Origin of the sequence: Cohnella luojiensis, from assembly GCF_004564235.1 — a bacterium.
Lineage (GTDB): Bacteria > Bacillota > Bacilli > Paenibacillales > Paenibacillaceae > Cohnella > Cohnella luojiensis.
The window spans coordinates 59,475-76,547 of the sequence record NZ_SOMN01000027.1; the positions used below are offsets into that span (position 1 = coordinate 59,475).

Below are 17,073 nucleotides of genomic sequence, written 5' to 3' on the forward strand. Positions count from 1 at the left end.
ATTCGGATAAAAACCAATGATATGTAAACCCTACATCTACATGTTAATGAAAAGATGGGAGGAGTAACGTTGCTACACAATTGGCGAGGGCGCAGCTCAATTGCATTATCCTCAATCCGAGTATTAATAGTCACCCTTCTTATCATGCTTTGCATGTGCGGAAATGACTCTAGGGCATATGGTTCCGGAACAAAAAAAACCTCCGAGCCCGACCCTAACAAACAGCGGCGCTTGCTCTATGAAGAGATCAGCCTCAAGACCGGTTTAGAATGGCCGTTGATCGCTGCGATCGATCAATACGAACGCACCCTTTCCAAGGCCCATCCTAAAACCAGACCTATCCGAGAAGATGCGCTAACGGGTATATTCGTCTCCGACACAAGCTGGAGCGGCTACCTCAATCCCGAGAAAAGCGACACGAATCCGGTATCCATCCAATTTTTCAACGGGATAGGCAAAGACGGCACGGGAGACGGAGTCGCGGACCGCGGGAAGGATGAGGATCTACTCTACTCGGTCGTGACGCAAGCCTTGAAACGAGGAAGCACGGAAGAAGATTTCAGCATCGGATTATGGGAGTATTATTATAACACCAGGGCTGTTCAGCGCGTGATGCAGTTCGCCAAGATGTATAAACACTTCGACCGATTGGACTTGTCCGATCATGCGTTCCCGCTCCCCCTTAAGAGTACTTATTCCTTTAGAAGCACATGGGGAAATAGCCGCGGTTGGGGCGGAAAAAGAATCCATGAGGGAACGGATATTTTCGCGGGATATGGGGTTCCCGTACGAAGCACCTGTTACGGCATCGTTGAAGTGAAAGGCTGGAACCCCTACGGGGGCTGGAGAATGGGAATCAGGGATATCAACAACATGTATCATTATTACGCGCATTTGTCCGGCTACGATAAAAAACTAAAGGCCGGAGACATCGTCCGGCCAGGTCAAGTGATAGGTTGGGTCGGAAGCTCCGGCTACGGTCGTCCGGGAACGCAAGGGAAATTCCCCCCGCATTTGCATTATGGCATTTACCGGGACAGAGGCCTTGTCGAATGGGCGTTCGATCCCTATCCGATGCTGCGCAGATGGGAACGCGAAGAACGCAAAGAGTCGCGCGTTCGCCATTGAAGAGCTATCGGTTCATCCAGCCGCCATCCACGCACAGAATGTGCCCGTTCATGTAACCGGATGCTTCGGAAGCTAGGAATACGGCAGGTCCGATCAAATCCTCATCCGTTCCCCAGCGTCCCGCGGGGATGCGGTCGAGGATTTGCCTGCTTCTCGTCGGATCCTTTCGCAGCGCCTCCGTGTTATCGGTAGACATGTAGCCGGGGGCAATGGCATTGACTTGCACGCCTTTGGAAGCCCACTCGTTGGCTAACGCTTTGGTCAACCCAGCAACCGCATGCTTGCTGGCCGTGTAGCCGGGAACGTTGATTCCGCCTTGAAAAGAAAGCATGGATGCGATATTGATAATTTTACCATGCCCTTGTTCGATCATGAGTTCTCCCGCCAGTTGGCACAGAGCGAAGACCGAGTTCAAGTTCACGTCAAGCACCTCCTGCCAGTCGGAATAGGCATGCTCCACTGCCGGAGTGCGACGGATAATACCGGCATTGTTAACGAGAATATCCAAGCCGCCGAACGATTCGATAGCTTCATCTATGATGGACGGAAGCTTGCTTCGGTCAGCTATATCGACTTGAACGATACGCGCTTTGCCGCCGAACGCTTCAACCTTGGCTTTCGTCTCTTCCGCGGAGGTGCGATTCGTCACGAGCAGTAGATTCGCTCCCGCTTCCGCCAATCCCGCTGCGATCGCCTGGCCTAATCCTCTTCCAGCCCCGGTGACAATGGCGGTCTTGCCCGTTAAATCAAACCGATTGCGTCGTTGCTCTTTCAATTTTCACCGAACCTCCTTCGTATCGTCGGAGCGTCTCGTCATCGAGACCGTCATCCGTAATGAGAATGTCCAAATCCTCCAAAGATGCGAAAGTCTGAAGGGCGGCGCGGTCAAACTTGCTATGATCGACCACCCCGTAGATTTCTTTTGCACCGGCCAAATATGCTTTCTTCAGATCAAGAAGTTCGCCGGTAAAGACGGAAAGACCGAACTTGTCATGAACGCCCGTTGCCGACAAGAACAGCTTTTGTACGTTCAGCCGGGTAAGCCACTCGAGCGCTTCGTTTCCGATCAGCACGTTACGGTGGCGATATCCTCCCGGCACGACGAGGCGAATCTGCTCCTTCATCATCAATTCTCGAATGATGAGAAGATCGTTCGTCATAACGGTTAAAGACATGTTGGGAAGTTTCTTGGCGATCTCAAGAGTCGTACTTCCGGCATCCAGCGCGATGACGTCGTCCTGCTGAATGTATCGCAGCGCATGAAGCGCAATCGCTTCTTTTTCCTTCGAATGCTTCACGTTCGGAATTTGTAAAGGCAGCATCGGGTCGGATTGGTCGCTCGGACATACCGCGCCTCCGTGAATTCTCTTCAGCAGCCCTTTTTCCTCTAACTTCTCCAGATCCTCGCGAACCGTCTTTGGTGTAACCGAGAGCCGCTCGCTCAGCTCGGAAACCTGTACGGTTCCTTGGGCTTGGAGCAACTCAAGTATCGATTGATGACGCGAAATGGCAAGCATGATGGGGTGTTCCTCCCGATTTCGGTTGCTTCTTGAGACGACTGACCGCTACGCGACTAACGTCGCTGGGTCGCAGTCGCACCTACTTTAACATATCCATGGCGACGGCATCCATGTCTTTAAACGTGTAGTTTTCCCCGGCCATCGCCCAAATGAATGCATAACTGCTCGTTCCCGCTCCGGAGTGAATCGACCAGCTCGGGGAAATAACCGCTTGCTCGTTTGCAACGACCAAATGCCGCGTTTCGTTCGGTTCGCCCATTAAATGAAATACTCTGGCATCCGCGTTCATATCGAAATAGAGATAAGCCTCCATACGCCGATCGTGAAGATGGGCAGGCATCGTGTTCCAGACGCTGCCAGGCTTGAACAGCGTTACGCCCAACATCAATTGGCAGCTTTGTACGCCGTTCTCATGAATAATCTGATGAATCGTCCGCTCATTGGAGGATTCAAGAGAGCCTAGGTTAAGTGTATTAGCCTCCTGAACGGATACTTTGCGAGTCGGATAAGTCGCATGAGCCAATGCGGAGGTGAAATAAATTTTAGCCGGCTCGGATGCATTTTCGCTGGAAAGCTTCAGTTCGCGCGCGCCTTTCCCTACATATAACGTATCCAACTTGCCTAAAGCGTACCGCTCTCCGTCCACTTCAATGATGGCCTCGCCGCCGATGTTGATAAAGCCGACTTCTCTGCGCTCCAAGAAGTACTCCGTTTTCAACACATCCGCCGCTTCGATCGTTAACGTTTCCTTAACGGGTAATGCTCCGCCGATTACGAGGCGATCATCGTGGGCATATACCATTTTTATTTTATCCGCTTGAAATAAGCTTTCGATTAAGTATTGCCGGCGCAGCCTCGCTGTGTCGTAATGCTTGGCGTCAGCCGGATTCGTAGAGTGTCTGATTTCCAATGTAATGACCTCCAATGTTCGTTTTGGTTTGAATTTATTTTAACACACTTTTTAGAACATAAACGAACGAAATTTGAACTCCCAAAAAAAAAATCCCGCTTCCCCTTCAAATCTAGAGGATTCGGGATTTTTTTATTCATGCTTTTCCAAGGACGGGAGCGACTGCTCGGGTTTGCTAGGCAGCGCAATGGATGGAGCTTGCGCCGCGGCGTTGCTGACCGGGTTGCCGTTATTGTCGTAATAGTAGGTGGGCACGTCTCCGACGACCAACACGTAGGAGAGAGGAATTTTAGTTTCCAGCACCTCCGGCTCTTTATCGAACGGGATGATGACCGCGATTTCCGTACGGATTCGTACGAAAGCTTCTACCAGAACCATATTGATGCCTGCTTCGCTCTGCTCCGTTTCAACATCCACTTTTACGGCGCTTGAAGGATGGAATTTCACCGACACCGACGGTCCGATAGAGGAGATGAACGGGCTGTTCAAAGCATGCCCGATCGGAATGCGCTCCGGGATATCCTCGTGTTCCTTGAGCACCCGGGTAACGACTTCGGTCGTCTTCGCGGTAATTCTCATCTGTTCCTTATAGTCCATCAGAAATCCGCTTATTTTGCCTTCGGGAGTCGTTTTCCACTGAATCATTTTATCCGAATCCGTAGTTTGCGCTATCTCTTGCTTTATCGCCGTATTGATCGCTTCGGTCGCCATCTGTGTCACTCTAAGCTTCGCAAGGAACATAAGCGGCTGCCGGAGTTCCCTATCGAGAAACGATATCCCTTGAATAACGAAAAACAAAAGCACCAAAATCGTGATCAGCCAAACATGCTTTCGCGGTATTTTGCGCCGCGGTCGTTGCGATGACCATTTCTTCGCCGGCTGATAACCGGAGCCGCCGCCAGGAATCGAGATCCCCCTTCGCGAACGAAACTTGCGGGGAGCCGGCTTTACCGGCGAGCCGCCGCGAAAGAGCGCGAACCCTTTCCCCCATCTGCGAGGCAACGGCTTCGGTAACGATCCATTTTTCAAGAACGTCAACTGAATGCCTTTTCCCCATTTTCTCCGCATGCCTTTACCTCCCATCGCATGACCTCACGGGGTCGTCCTCGGGGTTCTATGGTTCAAGCTTATGCATCAAAAACGTTCTGAATAACAATAAGTTAGTTCTACGACAAAAGCCCGAGCAAGTATTTTTTAAGATCCACCAAACGATGAAGCTTCGGTTTGGCGTCGGTTCCGCAGATGATTAAGGGGACAATTGATTCCGTTTGATGCAGAGAACCGTGCCCCCCGCCGCCTTTATGGGTCGGCGAGCTATGAGCTACCAGTTCATAACCCGGTTTAGCTGTGATCATCAGATACGATCCAGGATGCGAATTCATAGCGGAGTATAATCGCTGCATAGCATCGGGATATTGGCCGAATCCCAGCCTATTCTTACCTGCTTCCTTAATATCCAGGACATCCGGATTTCCCTGCAATGACCATGTTTGCCCGTAAGGGTCTTCGCTGGCACCTTTCTTTTTGTATCGAAAATCTCCGGGAACTCCATTTTGAACGACGCGGATCCATCCGTTTTCCTTCCAGGCAATCAGACTGAGCCGGGGTTCGACGCGAAGTCGATCAACTATTTCCCTTAAGGATGGTTTGGTTTTAAGGGTATACACATATGCCGACGTCTCGTTAACCGCCAACGCGATCTCCGTCAGATCGGTTACCGGGTTTCCGGTTCGCAGAACGTCATAGCCCTTCAACAATTCCGGCAGATCGATGATAGGTTCATGGTCTGCCGGGACGATTTGCGACATGCCGCTATCTCCCGCAATGATGATTATCGCCTTCTTCATCGCTTCTTCCATCGAGCCGAACGATTGCAGCATCGATTGAAGCTGTCCGTCCAGCTTGCGTGCGCCTTCTAAATCGGAAGGACCTTTCTTGTGCAAGCGTTGATCCATATCGGGCAAATACACGTACAGAAAGTCCGGCAGAGAATGGCTGGCGATCAAATGCTTGACTGCCTCTACCGCGTAATCGTTGTTGAATCCCATTTTATTCGTCATTCCGTCAGGCATGTTCTTCGCGTCTTCGAGCGGGTTGGCGAAAGACCCGAAAGTCAACAGATCGGGTCCTTTCACTTTGATTTCCTTCGGCAGCGTCAGCGGTATATGGATGACGGCGGGCAAACGCATCATATGATCGGTTGTCCCCCGATAAATTAGCCCGTTAACCGAGCCCGAGGTCAAGCCTCGGCCGGCGAGATCTTCATATATGGTGGAAACGCGGGAATTCAGATGCCGACTGTTCAGGTTAACGAACAAATCGGTCAACACTTGATCGCCCCCCGTTCGGAGAGCTTCCATCGGCCCGGTTCCGTAGTTCACGACTCTTCGTTCATCCGCCGAATACCAAGTTAATCCCGGCACGCGATGTTTATCCGGATAAGTCCCTGTCACAATGGTGCTGTCAATGGTCACGGACATCGTCGGGAAAGAGCTCACGACATCCGAATAATACTGACCATGTTCAATCAAATATTTAATGTTCGGCAGCTGGTTGCGCTGAATTCCCTCTTTAATGGCCTGAACCATCAAGGAATCTGCCACGATTAGCATAACCTTCTTCGAATCGGCCCCCCGTTCCGACTTAGCTTGCAAGAGATCCTTTTCGCCGGATCCGCTCTTCCTGCCGTTACAGCCTCCAATGAATGCGAGGATGACTAAGATCACCATGAATAGAACCCATTTTCTCATTTTGTTGGCACCTCAAATCAATGCAAGATTTATTATTTCCGTCTAGGCGTCTTCAAATTACCTTCATTCTGGATAACCGTCCGTACGCTAAAATCCATCTTTAATCGAGGGAGGTATTCCGTTCTCCAATTTTTGAGTTCCGCCCTCGGAATCTTGTTTCTGAAAAACTGTCCCAAGCCCAGAATATCCGCTTCGCTTGATTGAATTTTAGCCAACAGAGCATTGCATCGATCTGTAAGAGTCGAATCTAATTCTTTTTTAATGGAATCGTTAGTCACATGACTACTTGTCTCTAATATCGACACATTTAAGTTGATCCTGCTTGTCATATACATCTGATTGTTAACCACCTTGCTTTCGTGGCTCATCGTATTGCTGACGATTAGAACGCTCGAATGCTGCATGACTTCTATCTTTCCATGGGCGCTCTCCCCGTTAAAGGCATTGAACAGAAGCGTTTCTTCCGAACTAATCTGACCGACCATCCGACCGTTTTTTATTATTGCCGAGCCAAGGTGTTGCATCATCGTATCGTTCCCGGATTTGACAACTGGAATCGCGACGTCTCGCGTAAAGGAGTAGATGCTGCGATACACCTGCCAAATCCTTGTCAACGCGACTTCAGGACTCCAACCCGCGTTTTTTTCGAAGTAATTGTACAAGGTAGTTCCAGACGGTTCCATAGTTTGTTTCGTTCTCTTGAAAAAATGATCAATATCCTCATCGCAAATGACGACGACGGCTTTGGGAGAAATATCGCGCGCTCTCATGAACCCGGAGATGCTATCCGTCATTCCCTTCTCCGCGGAAGGTTTATCGAATACGACCACCTTCATGTGCAGCATGTCGATATCAGACTCCATATCCCGGCTAATATGATCTACCGCTTCCGTAATCGTTTTCCCAATACCGTACACGATTCGTACTTTGGTCGTCCGTTCCACTGGCTCAGGGATTAGAAGAATCACCTTATAGGTCTCGCCGACCATCGATACACCCATCGTTATCGGCAAAGAGCGATGATTGATGTCCTTGTTGTCCCAACACCCGCTTAACATCCCTGCCATGCAAGGTATAATCAGCATTCGGGTTATTGTCTTAAGCACGTTCACGGGCTCCCTTCCCCTTCGAGCGTAACCCAAAGATTAAGATGGAAATCGGAACTGCGATTAAGACATAAAATCGGAGAATGGAATTCCACCAAAAGAGGTTCTGCACGATTTCCCACTCCGGAATAATCAAACACACGCTATAAATAACGATTACAAGAGCGGCCAACTGATAAGATTTGAATATCGGAATAAACCGTTTCGAAATACTCACCGTCATCCACAAGACTAATCCAACAAACAGTAATATAAACGTAACTAAGCTGAGCAAAAAAAACATCGTTAACCTATCGAACATAAGCCAATTCAAGTGAACGGAATCCATTGTGACGATATACGGAAAATGAAACGTGGATGCCGTAGCCTGACCGAAGGTTAGAAGCGGAACGTAAACGGAAAACAGAAAAAAGGGAATGAAGAAAACCGCGCAAATCAGCACATGCTTACTTTTGTATTTAAAAAGGGGCTGAACGAAGCCTAGAAACAAGAAACCTCCCGCGAACGCAAAAAAACTCTCATAGAAGGAACGCTTGGCAAAAAACGAGAAATCCTTGGTTGACATTGGAAAAACATAGCGCCAATCCACGTTTTGGAAAGAGCTGAAAAATATAAAAACGACAACGGGAAGAAATAGAACGGCTATTAATATTCCGGTCCGGAATATCGCTTCCCCGCCCTTCGACGCGACATAGGTCGAAATAAGCAGCATGAAGAACATCATCGACCAGAGAGGAGTATTCGATAAAAAGACGATGGAGATGACTTCCGAATAAGCACGGATCGTGATGATACTTACCATGACCGAATAAAGAGCCACAGGTCCTAAAAAAACAACGGACGCAATTCTTCCTGCCTCGGAATAAATTTGGATGATATTCCTGTCCGGGAAGTAACTCATGCCCTTCATGTAAGTCCATATCACTAGAAGATGAACAATGCACCCAATTAGAATAGGAATCCAGTGTCCTTCCTCCGATGAGGAAATGATATCTCCTGGATACATGAAGAAAATAAAGCCAAGGTGCACAAGGATATACATAATCAATACATGCAAGCTTTTATTCATGAATCCCTTCTTCTCTCTGCCGGATTGATATACAGGTAGGATACCCCGAAAGTGGTTAGACCGGCTAAATACGCGCTTACGAGCACCATGCCCCCTAGAATCCCTAAAACGCCATAGATGGATGCCAAGACAACGATTAAATACTTGAACAAACGGATGGACAGCGAATTCTGAACTCCGACAACCGTAGAATTGGCGATCGTCGTAGCAGCAAGTATGATGATCAGTAGATTACTTACCAATTGAGCCGCAACCACCGCTTGGCCTAGAATAATTCCTCCTACCATCGTAATCGTGGGTCCAATGCTTCTTGGAAGCCTAATGCTGGCTTCGATGACTAATTCCAATACGACCAGCATCATAATAATCTCGATGAGAGCAGGGTAAGGTACGCCGTCGCGGCTCTGGGCAATCGATAGAGCGAGCTCGATTCTTAATACCTCCGGATTTACGGACACGAGCGCGACGTATAGACCCGGCATGATTAGTGTGGCTAGCACTCCCACAACGCGCAGCAGGCGTAACGATATCATGATGGGCTTAGGTAAATTCTTATCGTTTTCCAGAGCGAACATATCCCATAGTAAGCTAGGGAGCACCAGTGCAAAGGGAATTCTGTCTATGAAAAGAACTACCCTTCCCTTTCTAATGGAATTTGCCGCTTCCTGCGGAAGCTCCGTCGTATTGAATTTAGGAATCAACTCCATAGAATTAAATCCCATTACCTTCGTAAGGTTCTGGATATGGTTGATTTCCTTGTCTTGATTATTCTCGATTCTGTCAATGACTTGATTGACGAGCTTCCTGTCGACCCGTTCTTCGTCGTACAGCAATGAGAGCCTCTTCTTCTGAAGACTGCCGGTGTAATAAGACTTTACGACCAGCCGTCTAGAGTTGAATTCCTTCCTGGCGATGCCTATGTTCGTATCGATATCCTCGGTGAAAGAACTCATCGAGCCTTGGAAAACATTTTCGTTCGTGGGAGATTCGATACTGCGATTCAGCAGCTTCATTATGGGATCCACGATTACGCGTTGCTTCGTCACTTCAAAATAAATAATGAGCTTTCCTTTAGTTATGGCAGAAATCGCCTCATTAATCTCGATATGCGGGGTCGTGCTCATCGCTTTGATGACTTCCTCGACCGTTTTCCCAGATGGAAACGATTGTTCTATGTACTCCAATAGCGCCGATTTCGTATTAACGACATCGATCAGCGTACTTAACCCCATTATGACTACCGGTTTATCAAGCAGAAATACTCTCTGAATGAAAAAATCGTCATTGCTTCCTAACCGGGATTTCATCTCCTGCAAGAATGGAACCATAGGTTGTCCCCTCGCCTGAAGTATGTACTGACCTCATTTTTGCCTTGCAGAATATTAATATACCCGGGCGGAAATGATGCATGCGGGGTGCTCTTATGAAAAACGACAAAAAACGTCCATTGCATCACCGAGAAGGCGAATGGATGGACGTTGTAGACTTTATTTGCAACCGTATGAGTTTATTTTTAGGGCATCCTACGCTGCCGCTGAGCCTCGAACAGAAGCACCGTCGCGGCCATCGCGACGTTAAGTGACTCCGACCGGCCGGACATTGGTATTATGACATTCGCATTTACTAATGCGGTCACTTCCGCTGACACGCCGCTACCTTCGTTGCCGAACACGAGCCAGATATTGCCGCGACGGAAATCATAGTCGTAGCAGGACTGCGCCGCTTGCAAGCTCGTTCCCACCACGGCAACGCCTTGCGCGCGAGCCTCCGGCAATAATAAGCTCAAATCCGCTTCCAGCACGGGAACATGGAACAAGGCGCCCATTGTCGAACGAATCGTCTTCGGATTATACAAGTCCACGGTTCCCTTGCCCAGAACGACCGCGGTTGCGCCGCTCGCGGCGGCGCTTCTAACGAGCGTGCCCGCGTTTCCCGGATCCTGCACGCCATCGAGAACGGCAACAATACCGCCTAATTCTCCCGCGAACAGGGATTCTTTCGTCGGCGGACGCTTCAAAGCTACGGCAAAGATCGGTTGGGGCGTCCCCGTCTCGCTGCATTTCATAATCACTTCCGGAGACACCGGAATCCATGATGGCCCGTCCTTCCGATCTCCGTCTAGATACTCTTCGAAAGCATCCAGAACGCCTGACCCTTCGTCGAACGCCACGATCTCGAGCGGCCATTCCGCGTTCAACGCTTCCTTGACCAAATGAATTCCCTCAAGAAGGAACTTTCCTTCCCGATCTCTATACTTGCGTTCCAGCAGCTTTGCCCATTCCTTCGCGCGCGGATTGGACGCCGAACTTATGTAACCTTCAAACTTCCGCATAGGCTTGTTCCAGCTTCGTTAATTGGTCGTTCTTGCCCACGATGACGAGAACGTCGTCCTTTGCCAAGGATTCGTTCGGCAACGGAGTGATGTCCATATCTCCGTTCCTTTTCACCGCGAGCACGTTGCAATTGAACTTCTGCCGAATATCGAGCTGTCTCAGGCTTTTGCCGATCATAGCGGAAGATACCTTCAGCTCGACAATGCTGGTATCGTCGGATAGCTCGATATGCTCTAGAATGTTCGGCGAGATCAGAGAATGCGCAACCCTTAAACCCATGTCGCGTTCGGGGAATACGACTTTGTCGGCGCCGATTTTGTTCAACACTTTGCCGTGCAGCTCGTTCTGCGCTTTCACGATAATATAAGGCACGCCAAGATCCTTGAGAATCAAGGTCGTTAATATGCTGGATTGGATATCTTGACCTATCGCGATAACGACCACGTCGAAATTCCGAATACCGAGCGCTTTCATCGCTTCTTCATCCGTAGAGTCCGCCGAAACCGCATGCGTTACCGCGTGGGCGACTTCTTGCACACGCGAGGCGTCATCGTCGACCGCAAGCACTTCATAACCCATTTCAGCTAAATATTTAGCGATGCTAGAACCGAATCGGCCTAGTCCGATTATCGCGAATTGCTTCCTGACTTGCATTTTTTTAGCCATGGGTCATCTACTCCTCACGATCGCATACTTTTTCCGATGAGTTCATTATAACACATACAGTTCAAGGCATAACCGTTGTCCGATTAGGGAAATCTACACGGGAAGTTCCCCCCTGAAGGAGGATTAACCGTGGAAATAGACTTACGACAAGCGATTATTCAGCGGGTAAGCGGCAAGAGCGTTGATGATCTGACGGAAATCATCCAAAGCTCGATCGGCGGAGAGGAAATGGTATTGCCCGGCTTGGGCGTTCTATTCGAGATGATCTGGAAGGACAGTACGGCCGCTGCTCGGAAGAAGCTCGCCACCACTCTTCATAAGCACCTTAATCCTCAACAAGTTAAATAAAATCTTTCGTGGAATGAACAAGGGTGCCATTTACAATCGTATGCTGGACAAGCGGATTATCGCGAATTTTACGGACCACGATGACGTCGGCGCGTTTGCCTGCTTCAATGGATCCGATGTCTTGCGAGCGGCCTAATGCTTTAGCGGGATTAAGCGATGCCATGGCCACCGCCTTGTGAAGGGATACGCCCTCCGTTTCCAGCGTGAAAATAGAATGAAGCAACGAAGCCGGATGATAATCGGAACAAATGATGTCCGCCACGCCGCTCTTGATCGCATCTACCGCCTTCAAATTGCCGTCATGGGAGCCGCCCCTAACGATATTCGGAGCTCCCACGCATACTCCCATCCCTTGGTCGTGCGCATAGGTCGCGGTTTCAAGACTCAATGGAAATTCGGACACCGTCGCGCCGAATTCCAAGGAACGGATGACGGACGCAGAGCTATCGTCGTCGTGCGATGCGACGGCGATACCATGGCTGCGGGCTTCCGCCGTCAGCGACTTCAGCCTGCTCCAATCCACTCGGCTTCGTCTCTCTTCTAATTCCTCGACGATAGCGGATACCTCGTCCAGACCGACTCCTTGGTTTTTCATGACATATCGCTGGAAAGCTCCCGGACGATGGTATTGCCCTTGTCCCGGGGCATGATCCATAAGGGATAAGTAATCGATCAGGCCTTCTCCGATCAGTCTCTCCGCTAATTCAAATCCTGTCAGATGCGAAATCTCGTAGCGCAAATGAACGCCATGACGAATCATGGCCCTCTCTTGTCTCCGATCCGCGATCATCCGAACCATCTCGGAAACCAAATGCTCTCCGCGCAAGCTTAGTCCCACTCCGAGAGACAAGGAATGCAGCATCGTCGTGATCCCATGCCCCGCTAGTTTCCGTTCGAATTGCAGGAATGCCATATCCAGCGGGAAAAGAGTGTTCGGGCGAGGCTCCGCTTCTTTCTCGATAGCGTCGCAATGTATATCGATCAAGCCGGGAAGCACCCATGCTCCCTCTGCATCTATAACCTTCGTATTCGCATCGAAATGTTCCCTTGCAATCCCCGGCTCCGAGCCCCTATCTATCGATACGATAACCCCATCTTCAATCGTGATATGCCCAACACCTGCGCCGTCAGGCCGGACGACGAGTCCACCCTTAATAATCAAACGGTTGTTCATATACAATCCGCTCTCTTCCGGTAAAGTTACATTATTACGGAGCGACTTCCAGGAATTTCAGGTCTGGCATTCGTTCCATGGCTGTTCTCATCGCATATTCGTTCTCGAACAGCGCAACGTCGACGTTGTTCTTGTCCTTGACCAAAATCGAATTGATCCGGAACTTGGTCGGGTCCACCTTGTCCCCTACGATCCAGCGGGCGAATTGGAACGGCGTACGGAACAATTGAATATCGACTCCGTATTCGTTCTTCATCCGATATTCGAACACCTCGAATTGCAGCTGTCCGACGACGCCGAGATAAGTATCTTCGAATGCTCCGACCGAACGGAATACCTGCACCATGCCTTCTTCCGTTAACTGGTCGAGACCTTTAAGATATTGCTTCTGCTTCAGCGCGTTCTTGATCGACACCTTGGAGAAGATCTCCGGAGAGAAAGTCGGCAGCTCGTCGAACACGATATCGCGGCCTTCGCTCAGGCTATCCCCGATCCGGAAAATGCCGGGATCGAACAGACCGATAATATCGCCCGGATACGCCGTTTCGACGATATCCCTGTCTTGAGCAAGGAATTGCTGCGGCTGCGACAGCTTGATTTCCTTGCCCGCGCGTACGTGCCGAACGCTCATTCCCCGTTGGAATTTACCCGAACATATGCGTAGGAAGGCGATACGGTCGCGATGCGCCGGGTTCATGTTCGCTTGGATCTTGAATACGTAGCCGGAGAACTTCTCCTCCTCGGGACTAACCGTGCCTTCCGTTATCTTGCGCTCGGTAGGCTGCGGAGCCAGCTCCAGGAAGTTCTCCAGAAAGGTCTGTACCCCGAAATTATTGACCGCGCTGCCGAAGAAGACAGGCGTCAGTTGTCCCGTACGCACCTTCTCGTAGTCGAACGAGTCTCCCGCGACATCGAGCAGCTCCAGATCCTGAGCCAATTGCTCGGCAAGGAAATCGCCCGCCATCTCGCGGATAATCGGATCGTTATAATCCTCCGTCTTGCGAACCTCGATGCTCGAGTGGTCTTTGCCTTGGAACAGCTCCACTTGGTTCTTCATCCGATCATACACTCCGCATAGCTCGCGACCCATGCCGATCGGCCAGTTCATCGGAACCGATCTGATCCCCAGCACCCGCTCGATTTCTTCCAACAGCTCGAACGGATTCTGCCCCTCGCGGTCCAGCTTGTTGATGAACGTGAAAATGGGAATTCCCCGTTTGCTGCACACTTGGAACAGCTTGATCGTCTGCGCCTCTACGCCTTTGGCGACGTCGATGAGCATCACCGCGCTATCCGCCGCGGTTAACGTTCTATACGTGTCTTCGCTGAAGTCTTGGTGACCGGGAGTATCCAGGATATTGACCTGCTTGCCTTCGTATTGGAACTGCATGACCGAGGAAGTAACCGAGATTCCCCGTTGCTTCTCGATTTCCATCCAGTCGCTCGTTGCGTGTCGCGCCGCTTTGCGCGCCTTAACCGAGCCCGCGATATGAATGGCGCCCCCGTACAGAAGCAGCTTCTCCGTCAAAGTCGTTTTCCCCGCATCGGGGTGAGAGATTATGGCGAAAGTACGGCGCTTGGAAACCTCTTGCCGTAATTCATCTGTCGATTTTTGGCTCATTCGTCGATATTCCCTTCACGATAAAATAACAGCTTTCATTATACCACAGATACCAAGCATAAACGGCTTTACCGTCCCTAAGACGGGATATACGTTTGTGTCGAGCGATCAGATGAGTATAAAGACATATAAACTTATACTTTCTGATCGTAGGTAAAAGCTCCGCGCTTTCCTAAGGAAGGCGGAGCTTCTGATTACAGGCGCGGAATTTGCGCTTCCGTTCTATTCAATGCACTCGTCGCGACGGCGTCCTATTGCCGAATGCTCTCCTTGACTACCGAGCTCTTATGGACCTCCAAGGTGTCCCTGTACTCTACTCGCCCGATCTCGCATCCGGGCCCGATCTTCACGTTGTTACCGCGAACGACTCCCGCTTCCGTATGATCCAATTCCACTTTGTCGCCCTCAATTTGATCCGCGGTCAGCTTGGCTTGCCCGCTCGACTTAAGCAGATTAAGCAACTTCGTAGCTTTGCTTCGCTTTACTAGAAGCGTCGTTCCGCCGATCTCCCTCGCCCTGCACGGACCGTACATATTAAGCTCGAGCCAATCCGCGCTAAGCAAACCCGCAACGTTTATGGCTCCGTCTACCTCTAGCGTCCCGGCTTCGCAATCTACTCCGACTTCGATGCTGCCCGTAAACTTAATATTCTCCCCGCGCACCCCCGACGATACCATTAATTCGCCGCGCCCCCGGGCCGATAACGCCTGCAAGCTTCCTTGCACCTTACACTCTCCCGTTATCTTCAGCTCTATGGCCCGCAGGCTGCCGTTTACGATAAATTCTCCCGTATTGGCTAATTTGAAACAATCGACGTCTCCCGAAAATACGCTCTCTCCGGTCAGCTTCACATTCCGGAAACGTCCTCCCGCTGACGTCGTCGTACCTACCATCTTTAAATCGCGTACATTTTCCTCAGTCACCCGTCTTCACCTCTTCGCCTATTTTCGCGCCCGGAATGACGTTCAGCTCCGTGCGGTACTCCACTCTTCCAATCGAACAGCCTTTGCCTATCCGGATTCGATTGCCCCGAACGATATCCGCTTCGGTATATTCCAGATCGATGTCGTCGCCCTCGATGACTTCGGCTTTAAGCCCCGGGACAGCCTTCGGCAGCATCCATCTCCACAGCTTGCTCCACGAACTTTTGGAAACTCGGCGAACTTTAATGAATTCCACGCCGATCTCTTTTGCCTGGCTTTTCCAATGGAGATTGGCGTTCATCCTGCCTGCGTTCAGCAGTCCGTTCACTTCGAACGAGCCCGCTATTTCCATCGTCTCTACCTCGCAATCCCCTTCGACGCGGAGAAGTCCGTTCACCGTGAAGTGATCCGATCTTACCGAACCTTTGACCTTGAGAGTTCCGTCCACGACGGATTTTCCCGCGGATAGATGCCCATCGATTTTAATCATCCCGTCGCAGTCCATTTCATCTGCTTGCAAATTTCCGTAGACTTTCGTGATCCCGTTCGTATGGAAGACTGCGGCGTTGAGATGACCGTTAATCGTGCCAACTCCGTCGATTTTCACCTTATCGTAGTCGCCGCCGCCAGCGCTGCTGACGCCATTGATTATCAGGTTAGGCTTATGGATTTGATCCAACTTTTGATCCATCTTCGTTCCCCCTACTCCAATTTTCCTTTTAATTGCTCGATGCATTCCGTCATGGACAATCGCGAGATGATCTTTACTCCGCTTTCGAAGTAGATATCGGCCGGAACCGACATCAAGGCGAAGGACGAGACGCCCATTTTACGAGTGAATATGAGGTCGCAGGGCTTGCCGGCAAATTTGTGAAAATGCTCCTTCAACGTCTGCAGCAGCCTATCTCCTTCGTCCATGCCCATATCGCCCGCTTGGAGCAGCTTGTCGGCCACATAGAAATAGAGCAGTCGATCGAAGGCGTACACGATCGTATCCGAGTCGCCGGATGCGAATCGCTCCAGCACTACACCCGAAACAATGTTACGTTTCACAAGATCGTACTTCCGCAATTCATATTCCGGCAATAAAGGGGAAAGTTTATCCGCAAGCTCATCCAACGACAAGTCGTCCTTCATATTCATGATTTTGTCGATGCGCGTTAAAATTAAATCTCTCGGGAAAAACGTTTCTTGGCCCGTAAATGTGGACTTTCTGATGAACCACTCTTCCGGAATAAGCTGCTTTCGCTTCCAACGGTACAATTGGCCGTAAGATATGCCTTTCTCGTCAAGCAATTCCTTCTTGGAAATTAAATCGCGTTCCATCGTCATCCCTCCACCGTCAATGTAACATAACACTGTTACGTTGTAAATCCCAAAAAAAGAAGACCCGAGGGTCAATGTCATTAAGTTAAGGCGCAGGGCCAAAATTAAGAACAAGAGCAGGTTATCTAAAAGATAGCCCGCTCTTTTTTTTGCATGAAAAAATGAAAACAGGACTTGACAAGTAGATGAAAAAGTGTGG

The 17,073-nt window shown here is 50.0% G+C and carries 17 protein-coding genes; 2 read left to right on the plus strand and 15 right to left on the minus strand.

From position 1 onward, the window contains the following. The first annotated feature begins 69 nt into the window (after positions 1 to 69). Positions 70 to 1,128 carry a M23 family metallopeptidase gene (locus E2980_RS16860; protein ID WP_276322291.1) on the plus strand — a complete coding sequence of 353 codons (1,059 nt, stop codon included), beginning with the start codon at positions 70 to 72 and terminating at the stop codon, positions 1,126 to 1,128. Between the two features lie 4 nt (positions 1,129 to 1,132). Here E2980_RS16860 and kduD read toward each other — a convergent pair whose 3' ends face one another. The 10 genes from kduD to E2980_RS16910 all read right to left on the minus strand — a co-directional run bounded on the left by kduD (position 1,133) and on the right by E2980_RS16910 (position 11,482). Then, positions 1,133 to 1,903 (minus strand): 2-dehydro-3-deoxy-D-gluconate 5-dehydrogenase KduD, encoded by a 771-nt coding sequence (gene kduD, locus E2980_RS16865; RefSeq protein ID WP_135153391.1) that lies wholly within the window; start codon positions 1,901 to 1,903, stop codon positions 1,133 to 1,135. Continuing rightward, a complete protein-coding gene (locus tag E2980_RS16870; RefSeq protein WP_135153393.1) occupies positions 1,875 to 2,645 on the minus strand; it encodes a DeoR/GlpR family DNA-binding transcription regulator in 771 nt (256 codons plus the stop codon). Before E2980_RS16870 ends, kduD begins: the two co-directional genes overlap by 29 nt. Before the next feature lie 82 nt (positions 2,646 to 2,727). Continuing rightward, a complete protein-coding gene (gene kduI, locus E2980_RS16875) occupies positions 2,728 to 3,558 on the minus strand; it encodes a 5-dehydro-4-deoxy-D-glucuronate isomerase (RefSeq protein WP_135153394.1) in 831 nt (276 codons plus the stop codon). 132 nt (positions 3,559 to 3,690) lie between these two features. Continuing rightward, a complete protein-coding gene (gene yunB, locus E2980_RS16880; protein WP_135153396.1) occupies positions 3,691 to 4,626 on the minus strand; it encodes a sporulation protein YunB in 936 nt (311 codons plus the stop codon). A 98-nt stretch (positions 4,627 to 4,724) separates the two neighbouring features. Then, a complete protein-coding gene (locus E2980_RS16885) occupies positions 4,725 to 6,308 on the minus strand; it encodes an alkaline phosphatase family protein (RefSeq protein WP_135153398.1) in 1,584 nt (527 codons plus the stop codon). A gap of 32 nt (positions 6,309 to 6,340) precedes the next feature. Further along, a complete protein-coding gene (locus E2980_RS16890; RefSeq protein WP_240703068.1) occupies positions 6,341 to 7,414 on the minus strand; it encodes a Ger(x)C family spore germination protein in 1,074 nt (357 codons plus the stop codon). Next, positions 7,407 to 8,483, minus strand: coding sequence for a GerAB/ArcD/ProY family transporter (locus E2980_RS16895; protein ID WP_135153399.1), 1,077 nt, complete (start codon positions 8,481 to 8,483; stop codon positions 7,407 to 7,409). Before E2980_RS16895 ends, E2980_RS16890 begins: the two co-directional genes overlap by 8 nt. Then, complete coding sequence (locus tag E2980_RS16900; RefSeq protein WP_135153401.1) at positions 8,480 to 9,811, minus strand: spore germination protein; 1,332 nt, start codon at positions 9,809 to 9,811, stop codon at positions 8,480 to 8,482. The genes E2980_RS16895 and E2980_RS16900 overlap by 4 nt, the downstream gene beginning before the upstream one ends. Positions 9,812 to 9,996: 185 nt before the next feature. Then, entirely contained in the window at positions 9,997 to 10,815 is an 819-nt protein-coding gene (locus tag E2980_RS16905; protein ID WP_135153403.1) for a TrmH family RNA methyltransferase, read from the minus strand. Continuing rightward, positions 10,802 to 11,482: a potassium channel family protein gene (locus E2980_RS16910; RefSeq protein ID WP_240703069.1), complete on the minus strand. Its 681-nt coding sequence runs from the start codon at positions 11,480 to 11,482 to the stop codon at positions 10,802 to 10,804. The genes E2980_RS16905 and E2980_RS16910 overlap by 14 nt, the downstream gene beginning before the upstream one ends. 129 nt (positions 11,483 to 11,611) lie before the next feature. Here E2980_RS16910 and E2980_RS16915 point away from each other — a divergent pair, with 129 nt between their 5' ends. Beyond that, positions 11,612 to 11,830: a small acid-soluble spore protein SspI gene (locus E2980_RS16915; protein ID WP_135153405.1), complete on the plus strand. Its 219-nt coding sequence runs from the start codon at positions 11,612 to 11,614 to the stop codon at positions 11,828 to 11,830. Here E2980_RS16915 and E2980_RS16920 read toward each other — a convergent pair. The 5 genes from E2980_RS16920 to E2980_RS16940 form a co-directional block, all read right to left on the minus strand. Then, positions 11,823 to 13,004, minus strand: coding sequence for an alpha-D-ribose 1-methylphosphonate 5-triphosphate diphosphatase (locus E2980_RS16920; RefSeq protein WP_135153407.1), 1,182 nt, complete (start codon positions 13,002 to 13,004; stop codon positions 11,823 to 11,825). The two genes, E2980_RS16915 and E2980_RS16920, sit on opposite strands and share 8 nt — an antisense overlap. A gap of 34 nt (positions 13,005 to 13,038) precedes the next feature. Next, positions 13,039 to 14,625 (minus strand): peptide chain release factor 3, encoded by a 1,587-nt coding sequence (locus tag E2980_RS16925; protein WP_135153409.1) that lies wholly within the window; start codon positions 14,623 to 14,625, stop codon positions 13,039 to 13,041. Positions 14,626 to 14,876: 251 nt separating this feature from the next. Beyond that, positions 14,877 to 15,548: a bactofilin gene (locus E2980_RS16930; protein ID WP_135153411.1), complete on the minus strand. Its 672-nt coding sequence runs from the start codon at positions 15,546 to 15,548 to the stop codon at positions 14,877 to 14,879. Then, on the minus strand, positions 15,541 to 16,239 hold the full coding sequence (locus E2980_RS16935) for a polymer-forming cytoskeletal protein (protein WP_167747160.1): 699 nt from the start codon (positions 16,237 to 16,239) through the stop codon (positions 15,541 to 15,543). Before E2980_RS16935 ends, E2980_RS16930 begins: the two co-directional genes overlap by 8 nt. A gap of 11 nt (positions 16,240 to 16,250) precedes the next feature. Further along, complete coding sequence (locus tag E2980_RS16940; protein WP_135153415.1) at positions 16,251 to 16,874, minus strand: YhbD family protein; 624 nt, start codon at positions 16,872 to 16,874, stop codon at positions 16,251 to 16,253. Between the last annotated feature and the right edge of the window lie 199 nt (positions 16,875 to 17,073).